A 24,507-nucleotide genomic window follows, 5' to 3' on the forward strand; every position below is an offset into this window, starting at 1 on the left:
CAGCCCGGGGCGCGGGATGGCAAATGTTGTCGTCAGGCCACAAGCCGCAGGCGGAGCGTAGCAAACGCCGCCTGCATCAACGCGGCCGCGGATGCAGGGCTTTCCGCCTCGGTATAGACGCGGAATTCAGGCGCATTGCCCGATGGGCGCAGATGCAGCACCCGACCCGAGGCCAGCTGGAACCGCAAACCATCTGTGCGGTCGGTCGCGGTCCAGGTTTCGCCCAGCGGGGCAAGGAAGGCCTCAACCCGCCCGATCTCTGCCGCAAAATCCGCAAGCAGGGCAGCCGAGGCTTCGGTCGGAATGTTTTCCAACCGGTCGGCAGCGGTGAACCGCGCAGGCTCTTGGGCCACACGGGCCGATACGCCCCCCGCCCGGCGCGACGCAGCCAATGTGGCAACAAGGGGCAGCAGACTGTCACGGGTGGCAAGGGGCGCAAGGGTCCCGGCAGGGCCTTCGGCGGCAAAGCCCAACAGGAAACCGCCATTCGCCTCATAGCCCACCACGCGGGGGGCATCGGCCATGGCCGCAATCACGAAAGGCGACCCGATCCGCGTGCGGATGACCCGTGCAAATACCCCCGCGGCTTCAACGCCGCCGTTCGAGCTGACCGGCGTCACCACGGTTTCGGCACCCAGCACCGCTGCGGTGATCTGCCCCAGCACATCACCAGGAACCACGGCCCCGCGGTCATCCACCAGCAACGGGCGATCCCCATCACCATCGGTTGAAATCACTGCATCAAGGGTGTGTTCCCGGACCCAAGCGGCCAGGGTGGCGCGCACGGCCTCCGGTACGGCTTCGGTATCGACGGGGATGAAGTGGTCAGACCGTCCCAGTTCGACCGCGGTTCCGCCAAGGCGCTGGATCGCGCCCAGCAAGAGGTCGCGGCTCACGGCGCTGTGGCTCCAGACACCGATGCGCTGCCCGGCCAAGGCCAAGGGGCCAAAAGCCGTGACATACCGGTTGACCCAGGCATCGCCGGCAGTCTGGTTCTGCGCGGCAGGCGCCGTGCGTCCAGCCCCCGGACGACCCAGATTTGCAAGGATCGCGGCTTCGTCCTGCTTGGTGATTTCACCCGAGGGAACGTAGAACTTGAGCCCGTTGCGGTCCGCAGGGATGTGGCTGCCCGTCACCATCACCGCCGCTGCCCCGGCCTGCATGGCGGCAAGGGCCAGCGCGGGCGTGGGCACGGCCCCGCAATCGACGACCGGCACGCCTTCGGCCTGCGCAGCCTGCATCACCGCCGCAGCAAGCGCCGGCGACGACGGGCGGAGATCCTGCCCGACCCAAAGGCCGGTTCCGCTGGGACAGGCTGCCAGAAAGGCGCGCAGGTAATCTGCAACAAGCGCAGGGGTCAGATCGGTGACAAGGCCGCGCAACCCGCTGGTGCCAAATTTGGGTGTCATGATGCAAAGATCCTTTGAATATGGCCCCTAGATTGCAGCGATGATCGACGAGATCAATGGCGTTTGATCATGCAGCCCGCAGGCTGATACGCGCCAATGCGGCGATCAGGTCGCTGCGCGTGACGATGCCCACAATACGGGCATCTGCCAGCACGGGAACGGCATCGACATTGCCATCGGCCATCATCGGCAAAAGCGCGGCAATCGGCGTGTCCGCCTGCGCGCAGGGCAGGTTGGTGTCCATGATGCCCTCGGCGGTCACAGGCGGGTTCGGCCCGGCCCGCAGCAGCGCGCGAAAGGCCCCCGCAAAGCCGGAATGGGTCTGGAAGGCCGCAGCCCTGACGCGGGTGATCAGATGGATCTGAAAGATCACCCCCAGATAGCGGCCCCCATCCGTCACCACAGGCAGCGAGGTAAAGCGATGCTGTCGGAACAGATCCGCCACCGTCAACAGCGGCGCCTCGGGCGGGACGGTGACCAGATTGCGTGACATGATCTCGCCCGCAGTCAGGGCGCCGGTGCGATGCCCCGCCGCCTGCAATTCCGCCGCGGCGATCAGCCGGGCTAGATCCTCGACCCCGAGGTTGAAAGACTGGCGATAACGATCCAGCAGATCCGAAAGCTCGGCCTCGGTCAGGCCCAGACGTTCGGCGGGTTCGGGGTCTGCGGTGCCGTGACTGTTCGGGTCATCGAACTGGCGAAAGGGGTAGTGGCGCCCTGTCAGCCGGGCATAGGGAATGGCCAAGGCCACCAAGGCGGCACTGCCAAGCGCGACAGGCGCCAGCGCAAACCAGAACCCCAGATGCTGCACGGCTTCGGGGTTCATGGCAGCGGTCATGGCAACCGCGCCTGCGGGCGGATGCGCAGCCCGGCACAGCAGCATCACAAGGATCGATCCACCCACCGCCAGCGCAATCCGGGCTGTGGGATCTGGCACCACAAGACACACCGCAACCCCGACCAGCGCGGCGACAGTATTGCCAACGATAACCGACCAGGGCTGGGCAAGCGGGCTGTTTGGCACCGCGAAAAGCAGCACGGACGAAGCCCCGAATGGCGCGATCAGGTAAAGACCCAGCGCCAGATCCACCGTTGGCCCCAGCACCAGAAGCCCCACAAGCGTCAAAGCGACCAGCGCCCCCACGCCCGCCCGAACGGCTTCGGCCAGTGGCGGACGGGCAACAGCCGGTCCCAGTGATCGCAGGAAATGATTCATGGCCCAGCCCCTTTTTTGCGCGGACCTTCGCAGCAATTTCCGCCCATCACAAGGCAACCCCGAAGTCAGAAATCGAGCCCGAGATCCACCACCGGCGCCGAATGCGTGAGCGCGCCAACCGAAATGTAATCCACCCCGGTCGCGGCCACCTCCGCGATGCGCGGCAGTGTCATATTGCCCGAAGCCTCCAGCACCAGCCGACCGTCCGTCATCCGCACGGCTTCGGCCAGTTGCGGCGTGGTCATGTTGTCAAGCAGCACGACATCGGCAAGGCCAAGCGCCAGAACGTCCGCCAGCTGATCGAGCGTGTCGACTTCGATCTCGATCCGCATCAGATGTGACCGCCGCGCCGCGGCCCCCTGCAGCACCGGGCCGATCCCGCCGGCGGCCGCGATATGATTGTCCTTGATCAGGATCGCATCCGACAGGCCAAACCGGTGGTTCGATCCGCCGCCATGGCGCACGGCCTCTTTTTCCACGGCACGCAGGCCGGGGGTCGTCTTGCGGGTGCAGGTGATGCGGGCCTTGGTCCCCGCGGTTTGCGCGACATAGGCGGCCGTCAGCGTGGCAATGCCGCACATCCGACCGGCAAAATTCAGCGCCACCCGTTCCGCCATCAGGATCGACGCGGCCGCGCCCGCGATCTGCAACAGCGGCTCACCCGGGGCGAAGGTGCCACCATCACGGACGAAGGGCGTCAACTGAAGCTGCGGGTCGATCAGGCGAAAGGCCGTCGCCGCCAGACGCAGGCCCGAGGCCACGCCCGCCTGCCGCGCCCGCAGGACGGCGTTGTAGCGAAGGCCATCGGGAATGACCGCCGCGACCGTGGCATCACCCATCGGCCCCAGATCCTCGGTCAGTGCGGCCCGCACCAGCGGTTCGATCAGCAGATCTGGCAACATGGGCGGTCTTCCTTTTCAGTCAGATGAGGGGCGACCTCGGCAAGCGTCAGCATGCGGCGATGGGCCTGCGCTGGGTCCGCCTGGGGAAAGTCGGTGCGGAAATGGCTTCCGCGGCTTTCGCAACGTCGCTGGGCGGCGACCGTAATCAAATGCGCGGCAGCAAGGCTGTTGCGGAACCCCTGTGTCACGGCACTGTGCGAGAGTCTGTGCAAAAGACGCCCGGCCTGTGTCAGGCCATCGGCATCACGCAGAAGACCGACATGATCGGTCATGCAGCGGCGCAACGCGACAAGCCCCGCGGCATCGGGGCAGGACGGGCGCGGTTCCGCGACGAAATCGAGCCTTGGTGCAGGGGCAGGACTGGGCAGATGTGCCAGATCATCGGCCGCGGCGGCGGCCAGCACCAGCGCCTCGGCCAGACTGTTTGAGGCCAGCCGGTTCGCGCCATGCAGACCGGTGCATGCGGCCTCACCCACCACCCAAAGACCCGGCAGGGAACTGCGGCCCCGGGCATCGGTGGCCACCCCGCCCATGTGGTAATGCGCCGCGGCCATGACGGGGATTGGCTGTCGGACCGGATCAATCCCGGCGCGGCGGCAGGCTTCGGACACAGCCGGAAAGCGTGTCAGCAGATGGCCCCCAATGGCCGCGCGGGTATCGAGCGCGGGCGCCAGACCCGCCGTTGTCTGCGCGTGGATGGCGCGCGCCACCACATCGCGCGGCGCAAGTTCGGCATCCGGGTGCAGATCGGCCATGAAGCGATGGCCGTCGCGGTTGATGAGGACAGCCCCTTCGCCGCGCAGCGCCTCGGTCAGCAGCGGCGCAGGGTCGAGCGTGCAGGCAAGGGCCGTCGGATGGAACTGCACGAATTCGGCATCCGCGACGTGCGCCCCCGCCCGCGCGGCCAAGCCGATCCCCTGCCCGCAGATCCGCCGCGGGTTGGTGGTGCAGGCAAAAAGACCGGCGGCTCCGCCCGCTGCCAGAACAACCGCCGGGGTCATGACCGCAACCGGACCACCGCGCAGGCCCGAAAGCTGCACACCACAAACCGCCCCTTCAGAAACGACAAGCTGGTCAGCCACCAGACCTTCGGCAATTTCCAGATGTGGGGCCCGCCGCACCGCTGCAACAAGCGCCGCGATGATCGCCGCCCCGGCCTGATCGCCAAGCACCCGCGCCACCCGTGCCGCGCTATGGGCCGCTTCGCGCGACAGGGCAAACCCACCCCCGGAATCGCGGTCGAATGGCACCCCCAGATCGGCCAGCGCACGGATATGGGCGCCCGCGCGCTCTGCCACCAGCGCGGCGATACCGGCATCCGACAGACCGGCACCGGCCCGCAGCGTATCTGCTACATGCAGGGCGGCGCTGTCACCCGCCCCCAGGGCGGCAGCGACCCCTCCCTGCGCCCAAGCCGAGCTTGCCCCCTGCCCGAGAGGCTCTGGCGAGACAAGCAAGACAGGGCGCGGTGCCAGCCGCAGGGCCACCGTCAAGCCTGCAAGCCCCGCGCCCAGAACCACGATCCGGCTGGTGCGGAGAGACCGGGTCATGCCGCAGCCGCGCGGGTGGAAATCTCGATCATCCGTTCGATCGCCTTGCGCGCCGGGGTGATGATGGCGGGGTCCACCTCGACCGGGGTGGTCATGCTGTGCAGCGACCACAGCACCTTTTCCAGCGTGATCATCTTCATATAGGGGCACATGTTGCAGGGTCCGACGAACTCGACCCCCGGATGCGCGTCCGCGATGTTGGACGCCATCGAACATTCCGTCACCAGCAGCGCCTTCTGCGGCTTTTCCCGCGCCACGAAATCGATGATCCCGGCGGTGGAACCTGCATAGTCGGCCTCGGCAATCACATCGGGCGGACATTCGGGATGGGCGATGATGGTGGTGTCAGGCTGGAAGGCGCGGAATTCGCGCAGATCCCCGGCGGTGAAGCGTTCATGGACGATGCAGGCCCCATCCCACCAGACGATGCGCTTTTCCGGCACCTGACGCGCCACGTTCTGCGCAAGGTATTTGTCCGGGGTCATGATGATCGTGTCGCCCGGCATCGCGCGCACGATCTGCGCGGCATTGGCCGAAGTGCAGCAGACATCCGACACCGCCTTTACCGCAGCGGTGGTGTTGACATAGCTGACCACCGGCGCACCGGGATATCGGGCGCGCATCTCGGCCACGCCGGCGGGGGTGATCGCCTCGGCCAGCGAACAGCCGGCCTCGACATCCGGGATCAGCACGGTCTTGGAGGGGTTCAGGATCTTCGAGGTTTCGGCCATGAAATGCACCCCCCCCTGCACGATCACATCGGCCTTCACCCGGGTGGCTGCAATGGCAAGCTGCAGGCTGTCACCCACCACATCCGCGATGCCATGGTAGATATCGGGCGTCATGTAATTATGCGCCAGCACCACCGCCCCGCGTTCCGCCTTGAGCCGGTTGATCGCCAAAACATAGGGCGCGTGGCGCGCCCAGTCCGCAAAGGGCATGACGCGCGACATTCGGGCGTGGATGTCGCGCGTCGCCTCGGCCGCCGCGATCGACGGGCGCAGGTCAAAGGCCGCATGAAGCGTGGCGCGGATCTGGGTCAGGGCTGACATCGGCATATCCCGGTCTGGTAAGCTGGGCGCCGGTTATCCCAGCAGCATCCGAGTCGCAAGTGATTGATTTTCAAAGGATTTTATTTGCACACACACAAGTTTCGCAACCTGACGGCGGAAGTTCTGCCTAAGGTGCGGATTTGTCAGCAGTTTTCCAGAACCGACACTGCGGGCGGAAAACCGCCATGAAAAAGGCCGGCCTCCCTGTTGGAAGGCCGGCCCGCAAAGGGGCATGAAATGACGCCTCAGGGCGTCGCCTCGACATAGCGGGCAATCGCCTCGCGGTCGCCATCAACGCCAGCCTGCGGCAACAACGAGGGGCGCGGCGAAAGCTCGGCTTTCGACAGATCGGGCAGATGGTGCGCGATGCCCTTGTGACAGTTGATGCAGGTCTTTTGCCCGGTGAAGAGGAATCGTTCATGCGCCTCTGCCGCGCGGGTGCTTTGCCGGGTGATATCCATCGACTCTGCCGAATGGCAGTTGCGGCATTCGAGCGAGTCATTGGCCTCAAGCCGCGCCCATTCGTGTTGCGCAAGCTCGATCCGCTTGTCGAGGAATTTTTCCCGCGTGTTGATTGTTCCGAAGATCTTGCCCCAGACCTCTTTGCTCGCCTGCATCTTGCGGGCGATCTTGTCGGTCCAGTCATGCGGCACATGGCAATCCGGGCAGGTCGCGCGCACACCGGATCGGTTGGTGTAGTGGATGGTGGGCTTCAGCTCTTCATAGACGTTATTCCGCATTTCATGGCAACTGATGCAGAACTTTTCGGTATTCGTCACCTCAAGCGCGGTGTTGAAACCGCCCCAGAAGATGATGCCCATGATGAAGCCGCCGATGGTCAGAAAGCCAAGGCTGTAATGCGTGGCAGGCTGACGGATGACATGAAGAAACCGGCGCAGGATGCGGATCATCATTCACCTCCGCCCTGCTGGCCGCGCACGAAATCAAGCACGGAATCGACGTCGACAAAGTTATTCACCACCAGTGGCTTCACGTCATGCTGCACCACATGGCATTGCGTGCAGAAATAGCGGCGCGGGCTGACCGTGGCGAGGGTCTGCCCCTCGCGGTTCATGAAATGCGTGACCGAGATCATCGGCGCCTGGCTCATCTCCACCGCGGTGCGGCTGTGGCAGGTCAGGCATTTGTTGGCATCCAGATCGATCTGGTAGTTGTCGATCTTGTGGGGGATCAGCGGCGGCTGATCGGGATAGTTCCGCACCTGCCGCATGTCGGAGTTGATGACATCCGGGATCGGCTCGGCCTCGGCCTCCTGATCGATGGGGGCGGTGGGGCGCAGGGTCGAAAGCTCGCCCTCGGCCAGGACCGCGCCCCCGGCAAGGATCAGACCAACGGCAAGAAGAAGGCTTTTCAGGGTCATGGCGGGCCTCATACGGGTTCGATCCGGACGGCGCATTTCTTGAAATCCGTCTGTTTCGAGATGGGATCGGTCGCGTCGAGCGTGACCTTGTTGATCAGGCGGCGGGCATCGAACCACGGCACGAAGACAAGCCCGCGCGGCGGTTTGTTGCGGCCCCGGGTTTCCACACGCACGCGGATTTCGCCGCGGCGCGAGACGACCTTGACCTCGGACCCGCGGCGCAGGTTCATCTCGGTCGCGTCATCGGGGTGCATGAAGCAAAGCGCCTCGGGGACGGCCTGGTGCAATTCCGGCACCCGCTGCGTCATCGACCCCGAATGCCAGTGTTCCAGCACCCGCCCGGTGGAAAGCCAGAAGGGATAGTCGGTATCCGGGCTTTCGGCCGGCGGCTCATAGGGCAGCGCGAAGATATTGGCGCGGCCATCCTTGTTTCCGTAGAAGTGGAAAGGCTTGCCGTTCTTCACATAGGGGTCGTGTTCGGCGTTGAAGCGCCAGCGCGTTTCCTGACCGTTCACCACCGGCCAGCGCAGGCCGCGCACCTCGTGATAGGTTTCAAAGGGCGCAAGGTCGTGTCCGTGGCCGCGACCGAAGCTCGCATATTCCTCGAACAGGCCCTTTTGCAGGTAGAAGCCGAAATGCGCGGCCTCGGCGTTGTGATAAGCGGGGTCGACCTCGGTTGCGGGGAAGCGATCGACCTGCCCGTTGGCGTAAAGCACCTCAAACAGGGTCTTGCCCTTGTAGGCGGGGTTGGCATCCAGTAGCTCGGCGGGCCAGACCTCATCCGTGGTGAAGCGTTTCGAGAACTCGACCAGCTGCCACAGGTCGGACCGCGCCTCGCCCGGCGCTTCGACCAACTGGTGCCAGAATTGCGTGCGCCGTTCGGCATTGCCGAAGGCGCCTTCCTTTTCCACCCACATGGCCGAGGGCAGGATCAGGTCGGCCGCCTGGCAGGTGACGGTCGGGTAGGCATCGGACACGACGATGAAGTTGTCGGGGTTGCGATAGCCCGGGAACGTCTCCTCCATCATGTTCGGCGCGGCCTGCATGTTATTGGTGACCTGCACCCAATAGCAGTTGATCTTGCCGTCTTTCAGATCGCGGTTCTGCTTGACCGCATGCGACCCGAGCCAATCGGGAATGCTGCCTGCCGGCAGTTTCCACAGTTCTTCGGCATGGGCGCGGTGTTCAGGATTGGCGATCTGCATATCCGCCGGCAGACGGTGCGAGAAGGTGCCCACCTCGCGCGCGGTGCCGCAGGCCGAGGGTTGCCCCGTCAGTGAGAAGGGCGAATTGCCGGGCGTCGCGATTTTGCCGGTCAGCAGGTGGATGTTGTAGATCAGGTTGTTGGCCCAGACGCCGCGGGTGTGCTGGTTGAACCCCATGGTCCACAGCGACATGACCTTGACCTTCGGGTCGGCATAAAGCGCGGCCAGCGTCTCAAGCTGTTCGGCGGGAACGCCCGTCAGCTCCACGGTTTTTTCCAGCGTGTATTCCGACACGAAGGCCTTGAATTCCTCAAAGCCCATCGGCTCGGATGCGTTCGGGTCCTTGGTATTGGCGGCCGCCTGTTCCAGCGGATGTTCCGGGCGCAGGCCATAGCCGATGTCGGTCACGCCGCGCTTGAAGTTCACATGCTCGGCAACGAAGGCCTCATTCACCGCGCCACTCTGGATGATGTGGTTCGCGATATAGTTCAGGATCGCCAGATCCGACTGCGGCTTGAAGATGACCGGCACATCGGCCAGATCAAAGCTGCGGTGGGTATAGGTGGACAGCACCGCGACCTTGACATGCGGATGGCTGAAGCGGCGGTCCGAAATGCGTGTCCAGAGGATCGGGTGCATCTCGGCCATGTTAGAACCCCAAAGCACGAAGGCATCGGCGTTCTCGAAATCGTCATAGCAGCCCATCGGCTCGTCGATGCCGAAGGTGCGCATGAACCCCGCCACGGCGCTGGCCATGCAGTGGCGCGCGTTGGGGTCGATGTTGTTCGACAGGAAGCCCGCCTTCATCAGCTTGGAGGCGGCATAGCCTTCCCAGACCGTCCATTGCCCGGACCCGAACATGCCGATGGCCTTGGGGCCTTTTTCGGCCAGGGTCTTCTTCCATTTTTCGGCCATCAGGTCGAAGGCTTCGTCCCAGCTGACCGGTTCGAATTCGCCGTCCTTGGCATATTTGCCGTCGCGCTTGCGCAGCAGGGGCGTGGTCAGACGGTCCTCGCCATACATGATCTTGGACAGGAAATAGCCCTTCACGCAGTTCAGACCGCGGTTCACCTCGGCCAGACTGTCGCCATGGGTGGCGACGACGCGCCCGGCCTTGGTGGCCACCATGATGGAACAGCCGGTGCCGCAAAAGCGGCAGGCGGCCTTGGACCAGGTCAATTCGGACAGGTCGGCCTGGGTGACAAGGTTCTGCGCCGCGGCCGGGATCGGCAGGCCGACGGCGGCGGCCGCGGCAATGACGGCCTGCGCCTTGATCACGTCGCGCCGGGAAAGTTCGGTCATTGGGCGGCTCCTTCTTCGTCGGGGTGGATCGTGTGGTGGTAGACAAGGGCGGCGCTCGCCACCCCGTCCATAAGTTGCAGCCGGGTCACCGTTTCGGCGATGGCGGCCTCCTGTTCGGTCTCCATCAGCAGGATGACCTTGCCCGAGGCGTCTTGCGCGGCGATCTCGACCGGCAGCGCGTCCAGCCCCGCCAGCACCGCGGCCAGCTGCGCCGGGTCGCTCCGCAGCACGAGGCTCGCGATATGAAGTTCCTGGGTCATGTTCCCCTCTGGGTCAGGCGGTCATCGCGCAGCTGAAGGGCCGCGCCGGGGCAGACGGCGAGACAAGCGCCACAGCCGGTGCAAGCGGCGGCATCGATGCGGATGGCGCCGACGGGGCGCACCCGCAGATCGATCCGCAGCGCCGCGCTGTCGCAGGCATCGGTACAAAGCTGGCAGGCAATCCCCGCCGCAAGCAGACAGCTTGGCCCCACTTCAACCCGCACAGGCCAGGGCTCTGGCTGGTCACGGTCAAAGGCACCGGCGGTGCAGGCGGTGGCGCAGGCGCCACAAAAGCTGCAGGCGGCGCCATTCAGGCGGATGCGCGGACGACCGTCCTTGATCTCGATGATGCCCTCGGGACAGGCAGGGGCGCAGTCTCCGCAGGCGGTGCAGTGCTGCGCAAGTCGAAGCTCGCTGGTCCAAGGGGGACGAAATTCCGGCGCGGGCTTCGCGACCCGGCCGGTCAGAAACTGGCGTCTGCTGGCTGTCATCCTGGCCCCCGTCAGCCCGTGGGCGGGCCGAAGAACATCTGGGAAATCCAGATGGCAAGGCCGAGCGTACCGACACTGGCAAAGGCCAGCGCAGGGGCCAGAAAAACTGCCAGCACCAGAAAGGCGTTCCGCTCCTCGGCCTTGGTGGTGGGCACGGGGGAATGTTTGGGGGTCATGCCGTCCCTCCTTGATGGCCGGTGGCCACCGCTCTGGCTTGTCCGAAAGATTGGTGCTGCATCGTCCTGTTCGCGTTCTGCTTCGGGTCGGCAGGCGGGATTCGCCCGCAGCCGCCACCCTTGCACCATGGCGGGGCGGAATGCGCGCATCCTTGATCTATATCAATATTGGAATCTGAAATTCCTGTTTTACCGGCTCTGCGAATTGACTTTCGTCATGCTGATCAGGTTTTTTCCGGTATTTTGATCAGAAGCCGGACCGCAGACATGACAAATTTCGATCAGTCGATCAGGATTATGGGGGTCGACACACATGCACATTTCCGCAAGCCTGCAGCGCAGCCACAACGCTGACTCGTGCCCATGACCCATACCCACGCCCGCCGGCTCGAAATTGATGCCCTTCGCGCCCTGATCGCCGTGCAGGACCATGGCGGCGTGACGCGCGCAGCCACGGCGCTTGGCCTCACGCAATCGGCGGTGAGCCACAAGATCAAGCGCCTGGAGATCAGCCTTGATGCGGAACTCCTCAGCCGCAGGCCGAATGCGCCGCTATTCACCCCGGCCGGGATGGATCTTCTGGGATATGCCCGGCGGATCCTCGGGATCCATGATGAGGCCGTGCTGAGCCTGTCAAAATCACCGCTTTCGGGCAAGATCGCTCTTGGCATGACCGAAGATACCGCCTGCACCGATCTTGCGCGCATCCTCGGCCGGTTCCGCCGTCTGCACCCCGAGGTCTCGGTGCGCGTGCAGGTGGACATGAGCATCCGCCTGCAGGCGGAAATGGCAGCCGGGGCGCTGGATCTGGCCGTTCTGCAAATCTTTCGCCATGACCTGCGCCCGACAGACACCTTGCTGTTTGAAGATCGCCTGCACTGGGTCAAGGCGCCCGACCTTCCGCTGACACCCGGCCGGCCGATCCCGTTTCTGTCGTTTTCGGAAGACTGCTTTTACCGCCGTTGGGCGCTTGAGATGGGGCAGGACGGGGGCGAGATTTTCGAAACCGTTCTTGACTGCTTCAGCACCGCAGGAATCGTGACCGGGGTCGTGTCGGGCCTGGGCGTGGCGCTTCTGTCCGGGCGGCACCTGCGGCCCGACATGCAGGTCATCGACCATCTGTTTCCGCCGCCCCCGGATGTGGCCTATGCCATCCGTCCCGCCCGCAAAGGACGCAACCCGGCGGTTGACGCCCTGATCAAGGAAATCCGCGATGACATCAGCACCATCGGCCGCCTACGCGTTGCTTGAAGAAAAGGCCCTGCAGGCCATCGAGCAGGCCGCGGACCGCATCCTCGCCGAGGTCGGGATCGAGATTCAGGACGACCCGGAAACGCTAGCCGCGCTGGCCGATCAGGGGGGCGTGATCACGGAAAACCGTGTGCGCATCCGCGGGGGCCTTTTGCGCGAACGGATTGCCCGCGCGCCACGCCAATTCATCTGGCGCGGCAACCACCCCGACCGGGACGTGACGGTGGGCGGCGACCGCCCGGTCTTTGCACCCAGTTACGGCACCCCCAATGCCGAAACGCTTCCGGGGCAGCGCGGCCTTGGCACGCTTGAAGACTATCAGGCACTTGTCGATGCCTGCGAGCAGTCCACCCTGCTCGATTCCACAGGTTTCTTGCTGACCATCGCCCATGACCGCCCCGAGGAAACACGGCATCTCGACATGGCGCGCCTGCATTTGACACGGTCGACCAAGCCGATGATGGGCACGATCATTTCGGATGCGGCGTTGCGGGCGGTCGTAGCCGAAAGCGGCGCGCGTCCCGAACCGGGAGCCTGCCGGTTGTTGCACATGATCAACGCAACCCCGCCGCTGGTCTATCAGGCCAATCCCCTGCGCTGTCTGCGGGCTGCAGCCGAACTTGGACAGGGCAGCCTTGTCTCCTCTTACATGATGATGGGGGCGACCGCGCCGACGACGCTGGCAGGCTGTCTGGCCCAAGGTCTGGCCGAGGTGATGCTGGGCCTTGCGCTGACGCAGATCTGGCGCCCCGGCGTGCCGGTGGTCGGCGGCCTTTTTGCGATTCCCTTTTCGATGCAATATATGGGCCCGATCTTTGGTGGCCCGGAATCGCAACTGGTGCAGATGGCAGGGGTTCAGCTTGTCCACCGTCTCGGCGTGCCCGCACGGGGCGACGGGATGGTGACATCCTCGAAGAACAATGATGCTCAGGCGGGGTATGACGGTGCGAATACGCTTGGCGCGGCGCGGCGTTCCGGGGCGGATCTCATCCTCCACACCACCGGATGGCTTGAGGCGGGGCGCACCCAGAACCTGTGGAAATTCCGCAGCGATGAAGCGATCATCCTTGGCCGCAGCCCTCAGGCGGCTGGAACATAACCCCGACGCGCCTTGGTACGGATTAGGCGTTCGGCGTGATGCTCGGCCTCATCCCGGCTGGGGTACGAGGCCACATGCCTTTGGCCGCGCGCACCAATGCGGCCCCAGCAACGCTCCACCGTCACGGCACCGAAAAGGTCGCCCATGACCTCAATCCGGTAGAAACGCGCCATGTTTTGGGTGGGGTCAATGCGGTGCAGCAAACAGATCATCCGCGGGCTTCCCCCTTTTCCTTGGGCGCAAGAATCGCGCGAACGGGCGGGGATGGCAAGCCCGGTTCAGCCCGAGATGACCCTGCGCCTCGCCTGATCAAACACATCGCGCGTGGCTGCCATCAACACGGTGCCATCGCCATGCAGCGTAATGGGTCGGCCCTGCCAATCCCCGATGACGCCCCCCGCCCCTTCGATCACCGGGCGCAGCGCCATCAGGTCATGGGGTTTGAAGCCGCAATCCACATGCAGATCAATCCGCCCCGTCGCAAGCTGCGCGTAGATGAGACAGGCCGCGCCATAGATGCGCCAGGCGGTCGCGGTCTCAAGCCGGGCAAGCACCGGGCGGTCGGGCTTGGGAAAGAAATCCGGGTTGCAGACCGCCGCAATCGCTGCAGACAGATCCCGGCAATCCGACGTTCGGACGGGTTTGCCATTCTCGGTCGTGCGCTGCCCCCGGACTCCCAGCAGGCGCCGATCCGAGGCTGGCAGGTCGATGATCCCGATCACAGGCTCGCCCCGGTGACACAGCGCAATCAGCGTGCCCCAGACCGGAACCCCCGCGATGAAAGGCGCCGTGCCATCGATCGGATCAATCACCCAGACCCAATCCGCCGCCAGCCGTTCGCCGCCAGCCTCTTCGCCCAGAATACCATGATCGGGGAACTGCCCCATAATCGCAGCGCGCAGCGCCGCTTCGATCTGCAGATCCAGCGCGGTCACGAAACTGCGGTCCGCCTTCAGCGCCGCAGCACCGCGCGGATCGACAAAACCCTGTGCCGTCGTTCGTGCCAGATCTGCCAAGGCCAGCGCGAAACCGGCGAGCGCGCCCAGATCAGGCAACACCACGTTCCACCTGCAGATCAAAGCTCTGTAGCGGGGCGTCCTTGAGGTAGTTTTTCTTCATGAATTCGATGAAGTTGTCGCGGAATTGCCGGGTGTGGGCATGGGCGAGAGCATCGGCCCGCGCAACATCACGGTCGCGGATCGCCTCAAGCATCTGGGCATGTTCATCGGTCAGCAGATAGCCGCCCTGCCCGCGCTCCAGATAGTCGAAATGCAGATGCAGCATCCGCCGCCCCTGATCGAGCAGCCGTTCGTAAAAGGCCGCGAGATAGGGGTTCCGCCCGGCATGGGCGATGGCCATGTGAAACTGGCGGTTTGCCTCGGACATTTGCAGGTGGCGCTTGGTCTTGACCGCGGCCTCAAAATCCTTCTGCCGCCGGGCAATGATGCGAAGGTCTTCATCCGTCCGCAGCTCGGCCGCAAGCCGCGTGTTCATGCGCTGTGCGATATCCAGCGCCTCGACATATTTCGGGAAGCTTTGGATATCGATCGGCGCCACGATGGTGGACCGGTTGGACAGCGTCACCACCAGATCATCGCCCGCAAGGCGGATCAGCGCCTCGCGCACGGGGGAACGCGACATGCCAAAGCGTTCCGCCAGCGAGGTTTCATCCAGCAGCGCGCCCGGTTCCAGCACCAGCGACAGGATTTCATCGCGCAGGGTTTCATAGGCCAGCTTGACCCCTGTGCCCTTGGCCCGTTTCGGTTCGGCGTCGTCGGACATGGCCCCATGCTCCTGCATTTCTCTGATTCCAATCGTTAGCCGCTCGACCCTGCCGTGTCGACACGGAATATTTTTTGTTTGACGTGTCGTCATTGTGTCGGCATCTTCCCTCTCGTCGACACTGTGACGACATCGAATCAAGGCCCGGTCAACAGGGCGCGAAAATTCCGGGGCGCGCCCCACCAACACTCAGGGAGACACACCATGTTCATGTCCAAGATCATTCGCCCGCTTGCCGCCGCAGCCGTAGTTGCTGGCGCCATCGCTGGCACCGCACAGGCCGAAGGAACGGGCTATTGGCAGGGCGTCCAGGCCGCCGGCGTCCTGCGCTGCGGCGCCGCCGTCGCCCCGCCCTATGTGATGCGCGACCCGGCCACCGGCGAATACTCGGGCTTCTTCGCCGAGCTCTGCCGCGAACTTGCCACCACGCTGGAAGTGAAGCCGGAATTCGTCGACACCACCTGGGACAATATCGTCGCCGGTCTGCAAGCGGGCAAATGGGACGTGTCGCTGGCGCTGAACCGCACCCCGGCGCGCGCCATGGCGATCAACTTCTCGGTCCCGGCGATGGAATACCAGATCTCGCTGGCCTATAACAAAGAGAACCCGAAAGTCCCGGCCAATGCCGTTTCGGTGGCCGATGTCGATGTCGAAGGCGTGACCATGGTCGTCATGTCGGGCACCGCCCAGGACAAGGCCATTTCGGCCGCGGTGAAGAACGCCACCATCCTGCGTCTGCCGACCGCCGATGAAACCCGCCTTGCGCTGATTTCCAAGCGGGCCGACATCCTGGTTGACGCCAATGACACCAACCAGCTCTTCCTGCAGTCGAACCCCGACTGGGCCGTCGCGCTGGAGCCGACCCCCGCGCTGGCCAAACAGGGCGTGGCCTTCGGTCTGCCCGCCGGGCTGAGCGCGCAGGACGTCGAAGTCGTCAATATCTTCCTCGAAGAGCGCGTGGCCACCGGCCATGTGGAGGACCTGATCCGTCAATCGGTCGATCAGGTTCTGGCCGCCGGTCAGTGACCGGTCGCTGACTTTCGCGGGGGGCCGCAAGGCCCCCCCACCCGACACGCTTGACCCCGGGGGAAGACGGCATGACAGCCATTCCGCAAGATGCGGCGCTGGTCCGCATCACCGATCTGCACAAAGGTTACGGCGCGCATATCAAGGTGCTGCGCGGCCTGAACATCGAGATGAAACCCGGCGAGCGGGTGGTCGTGATCGGCCCTTCGGGCGGCGGCAAGTCCACGCTCTTGCGCGTGGTGATGGGTCTGGAAGAGATCCAGCAAGGAAGTGTGACCTTCGCGGGCAAACCCTACATTTCCGCGGAAGGCAGCAAGACCCGCATCGATACCGAACAGCGCAAGAAGATCGGCATGGTCTTTCAGCATTACACGCTGTTCCCGCATCTGACGGTGCTGCAGAACCTGACGCTGGCGCCGCGCAAGGTGCATGGTGTGTCCCGCAGCGCCGCGGAAGACCGCGGCCGCGCGATCCTTGCCCGCTTCGGGCTGGACGCCAAGGCCGATGCCTACCCGTCGCAGCTTTCCGGCGGGCAGAAACAGCGCGTGGCGATTGCCCGGGCGCTGATGCTCGATCCGCAGCTGATGCTGTTTGATGAGGTGACTTCGGCGCTTGACCCCGAACTGGTGGCCGAGGTCGAGGCGGTGATCCTGCAGCTTGCAAGCCAGGGGATGCCCATGATGATGGTCACCCATGACATGTGGTTTGCCCGCAATGTCGCCAGCCGCGTGATCTTCTGCGCGGGCGGCGTGGTGGTCGAGGACGGCCCCCCGGAACAGGTTCTGGGCAACCCCAAGGAAGAACGCACCCGCGAATTCATCGACCGCGTCTTCCATATCAAGGGGTAAGCCATGGACTATACCCTCGATCTGGGCGCGGTGACCCGCAACCTCGGCCCGCTGTTCGACGGGCTGGCGGTGACACTGCAGCTGACGGTTGCAGCGAACATCATCGGCATCACCGCGGGTTTCGGCCTTGCGCTGCTGGTGCTGTCGCGTTTCGCCCTGCTGCGCCTGCCCGCCATGCTGTTCGTGGAGTTTTTCCGCTGCACCCCGGCCATCGTGCAGATCGTCTGGTTCTTCTACTGCGTGCCGATGCTGTTCAACGTGTTCCTTGATCCGATCACGATGGGCGTTCTGGCACTGGGTCTGAACCTGACCGCCTTCAACGCCGAGGCCTATCGCGCCAGCATCCAGGCCGTGCCGCGTGAACATCTGGATGCCGGGATCGCCCTTGGCCTGACGCCTGCACAGCGCGTTCTGAACATCGTGCTGCCGCAAGCGATGCGGGCCTCGGTGCCGGTGCTGCTCACGAACGGGATCGGCACCTTCCAACAGTCGGCGCTGGTCGCGATCGTGGGTGTGGCGGACCTGATGTATCAGGGCAAGACGCTGGCGACCCAGACCTATCGCCCCATCGAGACCTTCACGATCATCGCGCTCTTCTACCTCGCGGTGTCCTTCCCCGTCAGCCAGCTGGTCGGCTGGTTGGAACGTCGGCGCGGCCTGGCTGCAAGGTGACATGATGGAACTTGATTTCTCGATCCTGCTGAAATTTGCCGATGCGCTGGCGCTTGGCCTCTGGACGACGCTGAAACTGACGGTGCTGTGCGTCGCCATGGGAACCGCGCTCGGGTTCCTGATCGGGCTGGCGCGCGCTTCGGAAAACGCACTGATCCGCATCCCCGCCTCGGCCTTTGTCGAATTCTTCCGCGGCACGCCGGTGCTGATCCAGCTGTTCTGGATCTTCTTCTGCCTGCCGCTGGTGCTGGGGGTTGAACTGTCGAACCTCGCCTCGGCGACCATTGCGCTGACGCTTTATATGGGGGCGATCACCTCGGAAACCTTCCGCGCCTCGCTGCGGGCGGTGGGGCGTGAACAGATGGATGCCTGCGTGGCACTTGGCCTGCCGCGCAGCGTGCAGATCCTGCACGTGATCCTGCCGCAGGCCGTGCTGCGCGCCGTGCCGACGCTTCTGTCGAACTGCATCAGCCTTTTCAAGGAAAGCGCGCTGGTCTCGGCCGTGGGCATGGCGGACCTCATGTTCGTCGGCCAGAACATCTCGAACAACACCGCCCGCCCGATCGAGGTGCTGACGGCGGTGGCCTGCATCTACTTCATCATCGCCTTCCCGCTGACGCGTCTGGTGACGCGGATCGAAGGGCGGATGCTACGTAAACTGGCCGCCTGACGGCCGATCTGAAAGGAAAATCCCATGAAACTGCAAGGCGTGATGCCCGCACTTGTCACCCCCTTCGACGCCGAAGGCCAGATCGACTTTGCCGCGTTCAAGACCCATCTGGAAAACCTGCGGGCGGCCGGTGTGACGGGCTGGGTGCCCTGCGGATCGTCGGGCGAATACAACCTGATGAGCGATGCGGAACGTGACAGCGTGCTGCAATTCGTCAAGGATTTCGCAAAGCCCGGCGAAACGCTGATTGCGGGCACCAATGCCCCCCATACCGCCGGGGTCATCGCCAATACGCTGCGCGCCAAGGCCATGGGCTATGACGCCGTGCTGCTGGCAACCCCCTTCTACACCAAGCCCACCCAGGCCGAGCTGATCAAGCATTTCAAGACGGTCATCGCGGCGACCGACATGAATATCGTCCTCTATTCCTACCCGGACAAGGACGGGGTGGAGCTGGGCTGGGAAGTGCTGGATGCCCTGGCGGATGAGCCGCGCATCATCGGCATCAAGGAAAGCTCGGGCTCGCTGCAGCGCGCCATCGGAATCGCCACGCGCTACACCGGGCGCATCCAGCTCGTCTCCGGGTCGGATGACATCGCGCTCGACTTCATGCTCTGGGGCGCCGACAGCTGGATCTGCGGCCCGGCCAATTGCATGGCCAAGGCCGTCTGCGATCTGGACCGCACCTTCCGGTCGGGCGATCTGGCCAAGGCCAAGGCCCAGATGGCCACACTCTATACCGCGATGAACATCCTGGAATCCGGCAAGTTCGTGCAGAAGCTGAAATACGGCTGCGAGCTGCAGGGCACCCCGGTCGGCGAATGCCGCATGCCGCTGGGCCCGCTGACGGATGAGGAAAAGCAGGCTTTCGCGGAAGCCATGAAACCGATCCTGTCCTGGGCCTGATCTGACAGACCGCCGGGCGGCGCGACCGCCCGGCCTTTCCGGCTGAGGGAAAAGATGACCACGGTAGTCGTAGGGGCGGGCATCATCGGCACTGCCATTGCCCATGATCTGAAAAAGCGCGGCCGCGATGTCGTGTTGATTGACAGGGATGCGCCGGGGCGCGGGGCGTCCTATGGCAATATGGCATCCATTGCCGTGACTGAATTCATGCCGGCCTCGCGGCCCTCGGTCTGGAAACAGATCCCCGGCTGGATGCTGGACCCCGAAGGCCCGGTCCGGGTACGCCCCGGCTATATGCCGCGTCTGGTGCCGTGGTTCCTGCGTTTCATCGCGGCCTCGCGCCCATCGAAGCTCCGCGCGCTTGAGGCGCAGGGGGCGGCGCTTTGCAGCCGTGCGCTGGGGGATACGCTGGCCCTGCTGCGGGAAACCGGGCTGTCCGACCAGATCACCGAGGAAGGCTGCCTCTCCCTTTACACCGATCAGGCCGAATTCCGCGCAGACCGTGATCATATTGAAATCCTTGAACGCTTCGGATTCGCCCATCAGATCCTGACCGGGGTCGAGGCGCGGGATCTGGAGCCCGAGCTTTCGCGCGACATCGGCATGGCGGTGCTGTTCCCCGAAAACCGCTCGATGCGCGATCCCTACAAGCTGGTGGTGGCGCTGGCCGACCAGTTCACCGCCCAAGGCGGCCGGATCGAACGGGGCGAGGTTGCGGGCTTTGCCCGGACCGATGCCATGCGCGAGGTCATCCTGAAGGACGGCCGCCGTATCGCCGCGGATGAGGTGGTGATCTGCGCGGGCGCCCATTCCACCACGCTTGCGCGTGAACTGGGGGAACCGATCCCGCTGGAAACCGAACGCGGCTATCACACGCAGATCATGGCCCCCGGCATTTCCATGCGCCATTCGATCATCTGGCCCGCCCGCGCCTTCATGGTGACGCCGACCGCTGGCGGCATCCGCGTCGGCGGCACGGTCGAGATGGCCGGGCTTGACGCCGCGCCCGATTATCGCCGCGCCAAGATTACCGTGCGCCGCGCGCAGACCGCGCTGCCCAATCTGCGCTGCGAAAACTTTACCGAATGGATGGGCCACCGCCCGGCCCTGCCCGATACGGTCCCGATCCTGTCGGCCAGCGCGCGGACGCGGGGCCTGTTCTACGCCACGGGCCACGGCCATCTGGGTCTGACCTATGCCGCCACCACCGCAAGGCTGATGGGCCAGCTGATCACCGGCGCGCAGCCCGAGATCGACCTGCACCCTTATCGCATCAACCGTTTCTGAGGATACCATGCAGACAGAGCTTTTCATCAACGGTGCATGGGTCGCCCCGGCCGAGGGCAATACCCTGCCCGTGATCGATCCGGCCACCGAAGAGGTGTTCCACCAGATCCCCGCCGCGACCGCCCCGGATGCCGATGCCGCCGTTGCTGCCGCACGCGCAGCCTTTGATCAGGGTCCCTGGCCGCGCATGACCGGCAAGGAACGCGCGGTCTATCTGCGCGCCATGGCACAGGGCATCCGCGACCGCCTGCCGGAACTGGCGCGGCTTGAGGTGCGCGACAACGGCAAACCCCTGCCGGAAGCGGAGTGGGATCTGGGCGATGCCGCGGGCTGCTTTGATTACTACGCCGATCTCGCCGAAGAGCTGGATGGCGAGGTCGAGGAGATCGCGCTTGCCGATGGTCGCTTCACCGCCAAGGCGCTGCGCGAACCGCTGGGCGTTGCCGTGGCGATCGTGCCCTGGAACTATCCGCTGCTCATGGCCTCGTGGAAGGTTGCACCGGCACTGGCGGCGGGCTGCACCATGGTGCTGAAACCGGCCGAGACGACCTCGCTCACCGCGCTGGAGCTCGGCCGGATCGCCGAGGCGGCGGGCCTGCCTGCCGGGGTGCTGAACATCCTGTCGGGCAAGGGCTCGGTCGTGGGGCAGCGCCTGATCGAACATCCGCAGGTGGACAAGGTGGCCTTCACCGGCTCTGGCCCCGTGGGGTCGCGCATCATGGCGGCCGGGGCGAAAGACATCAAACGCATCAGCCTCGAGCTGGGCGGAAAATCCCCCTTCGTGGTCTTTGCCGACAGCGACATCGAAAAAGCCGTCGAATGGATCATGTTCGGCATCTTCTGGAACCAAGGGCAGGTCTGTTCGGCAACAAGCCGCGTTCTGGTGGAACGCCCGCTTTATGAACCGCTGCTTGCCCGCCTGATCGAAGAGGCGCAGAAGATCACCATCGGCAATGGTCTGACCCCCGGCACGCTGCTTGGCCCCCTGGTCAATCAGGGCCAGTATGAGGACGTGCTGCGCCACATCGCCCGCGCTGTCGAACAGGGCGCCACGGTGGCCACGGGCGGCAAGCGTCCGGCAGGGCTCGAAAAAGGCTTCTACCTTGAGCCCACGATCCTGACGGATGTCGCACTCGACAGCGACGCCTGGGTCGAGGAGATCTTTGGCCCCGTCGTCTGCATCCGCCCCTTTGACACCGAGGCCGAGGCGATCAGCCTTTCGAACGACTCCCGCTTCGGGTTGGCCGCGGCGGTCATGTCGGCCGATGACGCGCGCTGCGAACGGGTGGCCCGCGCCTTCCGCGCCGGGATCGTCTGGATCAACTGCTCCCAACCCACCTTCACCGAAGCCCCGTGGGGCGGTTACAAACAGTCGGGCATCGGCCGTGAACTTGGCCGTTGGGGTTTGGACAATTACCTCGAAACCAAGCAGATCACGCGGCTGGTCAGCAATGACCCCTGGGGTTGGTACATCAAATGATGTTTGATCAAAGCCTTGATATCCTGATGGTCCACGCCCAGGGCGAGATCGGGAATGTCATCATCGGGGGCGCGCCCGAAATACCCGGCGCGACCATCCTCGAAAAGATGAACCATATCAACGAGGTGGACGATAGCCTGCGCCGCTTCGTCTGCTTTGAGCCGCGCGCCAATGTGGCGATGACGGTGAACCTGCTGCTGCCCCCGTGCCGCCCCGATGCCGATGCGGCCTTCATCGTGCTGCAGGCGGACCGGGCGCATCCCATGTCGGGGTCGAACTGCATCTGCGTGGTGACGGCGCTGCTGGAAACCGGGCGGGTGAAGATGGTCGAACCTGAAACCATCGTGCGGCTGGATACGGCGGCGGGGTTGATCACCGTTCGCGCGGAATGCCGCGACGGGCGCTGCCTTTCGGTCAGCCTCGACAATGTTCCGGCCTTTGTGGCCGAACTGGATGCCGCGGTGGAAACGCCGAAATGGGGCACGATCCGCGCCGATATAGCCTTTGGCGGTGTGTTCTATGCCCAGATCGACGTGGACAGTATCGGCCTGAAGATCATCCCCGACCATGCCCGCGCCTTGGCCGAGGCGGGGATGGAGCTGAAGACCCTGCTGGCCGATCAGGTGACGGTGCAACACCCGGAAATCGCCAGCCTGAACGAAATCGCCTATGTGATGTTCCGCGACTATCAGCCCGATGGCTCGGTCATCACCTGCACGACGCTTGCGCCGGGGCGGGTAGACCGGTCGCCCTGCGGTACCGGATCGTCTGCCAATCTGGCAGTGTTGCAGGCGCGGGGGCAGCTGAAGTTGCAGGAACGCCGCGCCTCGCGCTCGATCATCGGCGGCACGTTCTTGGCCGAGGCGGTGGGCGAAACCACCGTGGGCGGGCGCCCGGCGGTCCTGCCGCGCATCACCGGCAGCGCCTGGATCTATGGGCGTCAACAGCTGCGGATCAGCCCGGACGATCCCTTCCGCGCGGGCTTTGCCCTGTCGGATACCTGGGGTCCGCTGGTGGGCGAGCTGTGATGCTGGCGGGTCAGACCATTCTGGTGACCGGGGCGACCGGCGCCATCGGACAGGCCATCTGCAAGGCGGTGGTCGCCGATGGGGCGCGGGTCGTCATCCATTACGGCCGCAACCGCGCCGCGGCAGAGGCGCTGCTGGATGAAGTCGGCGGGCAAGGCTGGTGCCTGCCCGGCGACCTTGCGACGCCCGAGGGGGCATGGTCGCTCTGGTCGGCGGCGGTGGGTGTGGCGGGGCGGATTCATGGCCTTGTCAACAACGCAGGCATCCGGTCCGAGGTGGCGGTGGACGCCCCGCTTGCCGAATGGCAATCGACATGGGAACGCGAGCTGCGGGTCAACTTCTTGTCCGCAGTCGACCTGACGCGCAGCGCGATCCTGCATTTCCGCCCGCAGGGTGGCGGTCGGATCCTCAATATGGCCAGCCGGGCCGGGCAGCGCGGCTATGCCTCGAACGCCATGGCCTATGGCGCGACCAAGGCTGCGCTGATCAATCTGACGAAATCGGTGGCGCAAAGCCACGGGCATGAGGGGATCACCGCCGTCGCGCTTGCCCCCGGCTGGGTCCGCACCGAAATGGCCGAGGCCTATATCGCCCAGCATGGCGAGGCGGCGGCGCTTGCGGGCATCCCCATCGGCCGCATGGCCACCCCATCCGAAATCGGCGAGCTTGTCGCCTTCGCCTTCCGTCCCAGCCAGGCTTCGCTCAACGGCGCGGTTCTGGACGTGAACGGTGGCAGTTATCTGAGGTAAATCATGCGTTTTCAGGATAAGACCGTCATCGTCACCGGAGCAGCAGGCGGGATCGGGGCGGCCATCTGCGCCCGCTTTGGCCGCGAAGGGGCGCAGGTCATCGTCACCGATGTGAATGCCGAAGGCGCCGAAGCGACCGTTCAGGCCTTGCGATCCGAGGGCCTGCGCGCCCGCGCCTTTGCCAGCGACATTTCCACACGTGAGGGCTGTGTCGCCCTGATCGAAAATGTCACCGCCACGGAAGGCCGGATTGACGTTCTCTGCAACAATGCGGGCATCAACCGGCGCGGGGCGCTGCTTTCGCTTTCACCCGAAGACTGGCGGCTGTCCTTCGCCGTCAATCTGGATGCGATGTTCCATCTCTGCCAGGCGGCCCTGCCGCAAATGATCGCGCAGGGGGGGGCGGCCATTGTCAACACCGCCTCGCAATGGGGGCTTTATCCGGCGCCGAACCACATCGCATATAACGTGACCAAAGCCGCCGTGGCGAGCTTTACCCAGAACCTTGCCCGCGATTACGCGCCCCAGAAAATCCGCGTCAATGCGGTCTGCCCGGGCGAGATCCACACCCCCATGCTGGAAGCCGGGGTGAAGCGGTCGGGCCGCACCATCGCCGATCTGGATGCGCTGGTGCCCTTTGGCCGCATCGGCAAGCCCGAAGAGGTGGCGGCGCTGGTGGCCTTCCTCGCGTCGGATGAGGCGGCCTTCATGTGTGGGTCGCTGGTGGAAATCACCGGGGCACAGGCGGTGGCCTGAGTGAGCGGG

The 24,507-nt window shown here is 64.8% G+C and carries 26 protein-coding genes; 12 read left to right on the forward strand and 14 right to left on the reverse strand.

What is annotated here, in order from left to right; translation table 11 throughout:
* Positions 1-32: 32 nt before the first annotated feature.
* The 11 genes from IE101_RS12095 to IE101_RS12145 form a co-directional block, all read right to left on the reverse strand.
* The gene (locus IE101_RS12095) at positions 33-1,409 is read right to left on the reverse strand and encodes a phosphohexomutase domain-containing protein (RefSeq protein ID WP_189634105.1); all 1,377 of its coding nucleotides are present in this window, start codon (positions 1,407-1,409) and stop codon (positions 33-35) included.
* A gap of 67 nt (positions 1,410-1,476) precedes the next feature.
* Positions 1,477-2,625, reverse strand: coding sequence for an HPP family protein (locus IE101_RS12100; protein ID WP_189634106.1), 1,149 nt, complete (start codon positions 2,623-2,625; stop codon positions 1,477-1,479).
* Positions 2,626-2,690: 65 nt separating this feature from the next.
* Positions 2,691-3,527 (reverse strand): carboxylating nicotinate-nucleotide diphosphorylase, encoded by an 837-nt coding sequence (nadC, locus tag IE101_RS12105; RefSeq protein ID WP_189634107.1) that lies wholly within the window; start codon positions 3,525-3,527, stop codon positions 2,691-2,693.
* Positions 3,509-5,077 (reverse strand): L-aspartate oxidase, encoded by a 1,569-nt coding sequence (locus IE101_RS12110; protein WP_189634108.1) that lies wholly within the window; start codon positions 5,075-5,077, stop codon positions 3,509-3,511. The genes nadC and IE101_RS12110 overlap by 19 nt, the downstream gene beginning before the upstream one ends.
* The gene (gene nadA, locus IE101_RS12115) at positions 5,074-6,129 is read right to left on the reverse strand and encodes a quinolinate synthase NadA (protein WP_189634109.1); all 1,056 of its coding nucleotides are present in this window, start codon (positions 6,127-6,129) and stop codon (positions 5,074-5,076) included. Before nadA ends, IE101_RS12110 begins: the two co-directional genes overlap by 4 nt.
* A gap of 245 nt (positions 6,130-6,374) precedes the next feature.
* The gene (locus IE101_RS12120; RefSeq protein WP_308429873.1) at positions 6,375-7,040 is read right to left on the reverse strand and encodes a cytochrome c3 family protein; all 666 of its coding nucleotides are present in this window, start codon (positions 7,038-7,040) and stop codon (positions 6,375-6,377) included.
* Positions 7,040-7,510, reverse strand: a complete 471-nt coding sequence (locus tag IE101_RS12125) for a nitrate reductase cytochrome c-type subunit (RefSeq protein WP_189634110.1) — start codon at positions 7,508-7,510, stop codon at positions 7,040-7,042. Before IE101_RS12125 ends, IE101_RS12120 begins: the two co-directional genes overlap by 1 nt.
* A gap of 8 nt (positions 7,511-7,518) precedes the next feature.
* On the reverse strand, positions 7,519-10,017 hold the full coding sequence (napA, locus tag IE101_RS12130; protein ID WP_189634111.1) for a nitrate reductase catalytic subunit NapA: 2,499 nt from the start codon (positions 10,015-10,017) through the stop codon (positions 7,519-7,521).
* Positions 10,014-10,277: a chaperone NapD gene (locus IE101_RS12135; RefSeq protein ID WP_189634112.1), complete on the reverse strand. Its 264-nt coding sequence runs from the start codon at positions 10,275-10,277 to the stop codon at positions 10,014-10,016. Before IE101_RS12135 ends, napA begins: the two co-directional genes overlap by 4 nt.
* Positions 10,274-10,768, reverse strand: a complete 495-nt coding sequence (locus IE101_RS12140; RefSeq protein ID WP_189634113.1) for a 4Fe-4S dicluster domain-containing protein — start codon at positions 10,766-10,768, stop codon at positions 10,274-10,276. The genes IE101_RS12135 and IE101_RS12140 overlap by 4 nt, the downstream gene beginning before the upstream one ends.
* Positions 10,769-10,779: 11 nt before the next feature.
* Entirely contained in the window at positions 10,780-10,944 is a 165-nt protein-coding gene (locus IE101_RS12145; RefSeq protein ID WP_189634114.1) for a periplasmic nitrate reductase, NapE protein, read from the reverse strand.
* 363 nt (positions 10,945-11,307) lie between these two features.
* On the opposite strand from IE101_RS12145, the gene IE101_RS12150 reads away from it, so the two are divergent.
* Together IE101_RS12150 and IE101_RS12155 are read left to right on the forward strand one after the other, a co-directional pair.
* Positions 11,308-12,195, forward strand: a complete 888-nt coding sequence (locus tag IE101_RS12150) for a LysR family transcriptional regulator (RefSeq protein ID WP_189634115.1) — start codon at positions 11,308-11,310, stop codon at positions 12,193-12,195.
* On the forward strand, positions 12,158-13,294 hold the full coding sequence (locus tag IE101_RS12155; protein WP_189634116.1) for a trimethylamine methyltransferase family protein: 1,137 nt from the start codon (positions 12,158-12,160) through the stop codon (positions 13,292-13,294). Before IE101_RS12150 ends, IE101_RS12155 begins: the two co-directional genes overlap by 38 nt.
* On the opposite strand, the gene IE101_RS12160 is transcribed toward IE101_RS12155, so the two are convergent.
* The 3 genes from IE101_RS12160 to IE101_RS12170 form a co-directional block, all read right to left on the reverse strand.
* On the reverse strand, positions 13,276-13,506 hold the full coding sequence (locus tag IE101_RS12160; protein WP_189634117.1) for a WGR domain-containing protein: 231 nt from the start codon (positions 13,504-13,506) through the stop codon (positions 13,276-13,278). The genes IE101_RS12155 and IE101_RS12160 overlap by 19 nt on opposite strands.
* Positions 13,507-13,572: 66 nt before the next feature.
* Complete coding sequence (locus IE101_RS12165) at positions 13,573-14,352, reverse strand: inositol monophosphatase family protein (RefSeq protein WP_189634118.1); 780 nt, start codon at positions 14,350-14,352, stop codon at positions 13,573-13,575.
* Complete coding sequence (locus IE101_RS12170; protein ID WP_189634119.1) at positions 14,342-15,076, reverse strand: GntR family transcriptional regulator; 735 nt, start codon at positions 15,074-15,076, stop codon at positions 14,342-14,344. The genes IE101_RS12165 and IE101_RS12170 overlap by 11 nt, the downstream gene beginning before the upstream one ends.
* 210 nt (positions 15,077-15,286) lie before the next feature.
* Here IE101_RS12170 and IE101_RS12175 point away from each other — a divergent pair, with 210 nt between their 5' ends.
* The 10 genes from IE101_RS12175 to IE101_RS12220 all read left to right on the forward strand — a co-directional run bounded on the left by IE101_RS12175 (position 15,287) and on the right by IE101_RS12220 (position 24,498).
* Positions 15,287-16,102 (forward strand): substrate-binding periplasmic protein, encoded by an 816-nt coding sequence (locus IE101_RS12175; protein WP_229804141.1) that lies wholly within the window; start codon positions 15,287-15,289, stop codon positions 16,100-16,102.
* 71 nt (positions 16,103-16,173) lie between these two features.
* Positions 16,174-16,950: an amino acid ABC transporter ATP-binding protein gene (locus tag IE101_RS12180; RefSeq protein WP_189634121.1), complete on the forward strand. Its 777-nt coding sequence runs from the start codon at positions 16,174-16,176 to the stop codon at positions 16,948-16,950.
* A gap of 3 nt (positions 16,951-16,953) precedes the next feature.
* Complete coding sequence (locus IE101_RS12185; RefSeq protein ID WP_189634122.1) at positions 16,954-17,622, forward strand: amino acid ABC transporter permease; 669 nt, start codon at positions 16,954-16,956, stop codon at positions 17,620-17,622.
* Positions 17,623-17,626: 4 nt separating this feature from the next.
* Complete coding sequence (locus tag IE101_RS12190; RefSeq protein ID WP_229804143.1) at positions 17,627-18,292, forward strand: amino acid ABC transporter permease; 666 nt, start codon at positions 17,627-17,629, stop codon at positions 18,290-18,292.
* 24 nt (positions 18,293-18,316) lie between these two features.
* Positions 18,317-19,198 (forward strand): dihydrodipicolinate synthase family protein, encoded by an 882-nt coding sequence (locus IE101_RS12195; RefSeq protein ID WP_189634124.1) that lies wholly within the window; start codon positions 18,317-18,319, stop codon positions 19,196-19,198.
* Between the two features lie 54 nt (positions 19,199-19,252).
* Positions 19,253-20,485 (forward strand): NAD(P)/FAD-dependent oxidoreductase, encoded by a 1,233-nt coding sequence (locus IE101_RS12200; protein WP_189634125.1) that lies wholly within the window; start codon positions 19,253-19,255, stop codon positions 20,483-20,485.
* Positions 20,486-20,492: 7 nt separating this feature from the next.
* Positions 20,493-21,965 carry an aldehyde dehydrogenase family protein gene (locus IE101_RS12205; RefSeq protein WP_189634126.1) on the forward strand — a complete coding sequence of 491 codons (1,473 nt, stop codon included), beginning with the start codon at positions 20,493-20,495 and terminating at the stop codon, positions 21,963-21,965.
* Positions 21,962-22,993 (forward strand): proline racemase family protein, encoded by a 1,032-nt coding sequence (locus IE101_RS12210; RefSeq protein ID WP_189634127.1) that lies wholly within the window; start codon positions 21,962-21,964, stop codon positions 22,991-22,993. The genes IE101_RS12205 and IE101_RS12210 overlap by 4 nt, the downstream gene beginning before the upstream one ends.
* Positions 22,993-23,742: an SDR family NAD(P)-dependent oxidoreductase gene (locus tag IE101_RS12215; RefSeq protein ID WP_229804144.1), complete on the forward strand. Its 750-nt coding sequence runs from the start codon at positions 22,993-22,995 to the stop codon at positions 23,740-23,742. Before IE101_RS12210 ends, IE101_RS12215 begins: the two co-directional genes overlap by 1 nt.
* A 3-nt stretch (positions 23,743-23,745) precedes the next feature.
* Positions 23,746-24,498, forward strand: a complete 753-nt coding sequence (locus IE101_RS12220) for an SDR family NAD(P)-dependent oxidoreductase (protein WP_189634129.1) — start codon at positions 23,746-23,748, stop codon at positions 24,496-24,498.
* Positions 24,499-24,507: the final 9 nt, after the last annotated feature.

The sequence above is a fragment of the Gemmobacter lanyuensis genome, from assembly GCF_014652355.1.
GTDB lineage: Bacteria > Pseudomonadota > Alphaproteobacteria > Rhodobacterales > Rhodobacteraceae > Gemmobacter > Gemmobacter lanyuensis.

Bases quoted from the DNA above. Each gene is read 5' to 3' on its own strand.
- IE101_RS12195 (WP_189634124.1), top strand. From the start codon at position 18,317: ATGAAACTGCAAGGCGTGATGCCCGCACTTGTCACCCCCTTCGACGCC.
- IE101_RS12110 (WP_189634108.1), bottom strand. From the start codon at position 5,077: ATGACCCGGTCTCTCCGCACCAGCCGGATCGTGGTTCTGGGCGCGGGG.
- IE101_RS12140 (WP_189634113.1), bottom strand. From the start codon at position 10,768: ATGACAGCCAGCAGACGCCAGTTTCTGACCGGCCGGGTCGCGAAGCCC.
- IE101_RS12145 (WP_189634114.1), bottom strand. From the start codon at position 10,944: ATGACCCCCAAACATTCCCCCGTGCCCACCACCAAGGCCGAGGAGCGG.
- IE101_RS12170 (WP_189634119.1), bottom strand. From the start codon at position 15,076: ATGTCCGACGACGCCGAACCGAAACGGGCCAAGGGCACAGGGGTCAAG.
- IE101_RS12160 (WP_189634117.1), bottom strand. From the start codon at position 13,506: ATGATCTGTTTGCTGCACCGCATTGACCCCACCCAAAACATGGCGCGT.
- napA (WP_189634111.1), bottom strand. From the start codon at position 10,017: ATGACCGAACTTTCCCGGCGCGACGTGATCAAGGCGCAGGCCGTCATT.
- IE101_RS12125 (WP_189634110.1), bottom strand. From the start codon at position 7,510: ATGACCCTGAAAAGCCTTCTTCTTGCCGTTGGTCTGATCCTTGCCGGG.
- IE101_RS12095 (WP_189634105.1), bottom strand. From the start codon at position 1,409: ATGACACCCAAATTTGGCACCAGCGGGTTGCGCGGCCTTGTCACCGAT.
- IE101_RS12150 (WP_189634115.1), top strand. From the start codon at position 11,308: ATGACCCATACCCACGCCCGCCGGCTCGAAATTGATGCCCTTCGCGCC.
- nadA (WP_189634109.1), bottom strand. From the start codon at position 6,129: ATGTCAGCCCTGACCCAGATCCGCGCCACGCTTCATGCGGCCTTTGAC.
- IE101_RS12210 (WP_189634127.1), top strand. From the start codon at position 21,962: ATGATGTTTGATCAAAGCCTTGATATCCTGATGGTCCACGCCCAGGGC.
- IE101_RS12205 (WP_189634126.1), top strand. From the start codon at position 20,493: ATGCAGACAGAGCTTTTCATCAACGGTGCATGGGTCGCCCCGGCCGAG.
- IE101_RS12100 (WP_189634106.1), bottom strand. From the start codon at position 2,625: ATGAATCATTTCCTGCGATCACTGGGACCGGCTGTTGCCCGTCCGCCA.
- IE101_RS12190 (WP_229804143.1), top strand. From the start codon at position 17,627: ATGGAACTTGATTTCTCGATCCTGCTGAAATTTGCCGATGCGCTGGCG.
- IE101_RS12185 (WP_189634122.1), top strand. From the start codon at position 16,954: ATGGACTATACCCTCGATCTGGGCGCGGTGACCCGCAACCTCGGCCCG.
- IE101_RS12175 (WP_229804141.1), top strand. From the start codon at position 15,287: ATGTCCAAGATCATTCGCCCGCTTGCCGCCGCAGCCGTAGTTGCTGGC.
- IE101_RS12155 (WP_189634116.1), top strand. From the start codon at position 12,158: ATGACATCAGCACCATCGGCCGCCTACGCGTTGCTTGAAGAAAAGGCC.
- IE101_RS12120 (WP_308429873.1), bottom strand. From the start codon at position 7,040: ATGATCCGCATCCTGCGCCGGTTTCTTCATGTCATCCGTCAGCCTGCC.
- nadC (WP_189634107.1), bottom strand. From the start codon at position 3,527: ATGTTGCCAGATCTGCTGATCGAACCGCTGGTGCGGGCCGCACTGACC.
- IE101_RS12200 (WP_189634125.1), top strand. From the start codon at position 19,253: ATGACCACGGTAGTCGTAGGGGCGGGCATCATCGGCACTGCCATTGCC.
- IE101_RS12180 (WP_189634121.1), top strand. From the start codon at position 16,174: ATGACAGCCATTCCGCAAGATGCGGCGCTGGTCCGCATCACCGATCTG.
- IE101_RS12215 (WP_229804144.1), top strand. From the start codon at position 22,993: ATGCTGGCGGGTCAGACCATTCTGGTGACCGGGGCGACCGGCGCCATC.
- IE101_RS12135 (WP_189634112.1), bottom strand. From the start codon at position 10,277: ATGACCCAGGAACTTCATATCGCGAGCCTCGTGCTGCGGAGCGACCCG.
- IE101_RS12220 (WP_189634129.1), top strand. From the start codon at position 23,746: ATGCGTTTTCAGGATAAGACCGTCATCGTCACCGGAGCAGCAGGCGGG.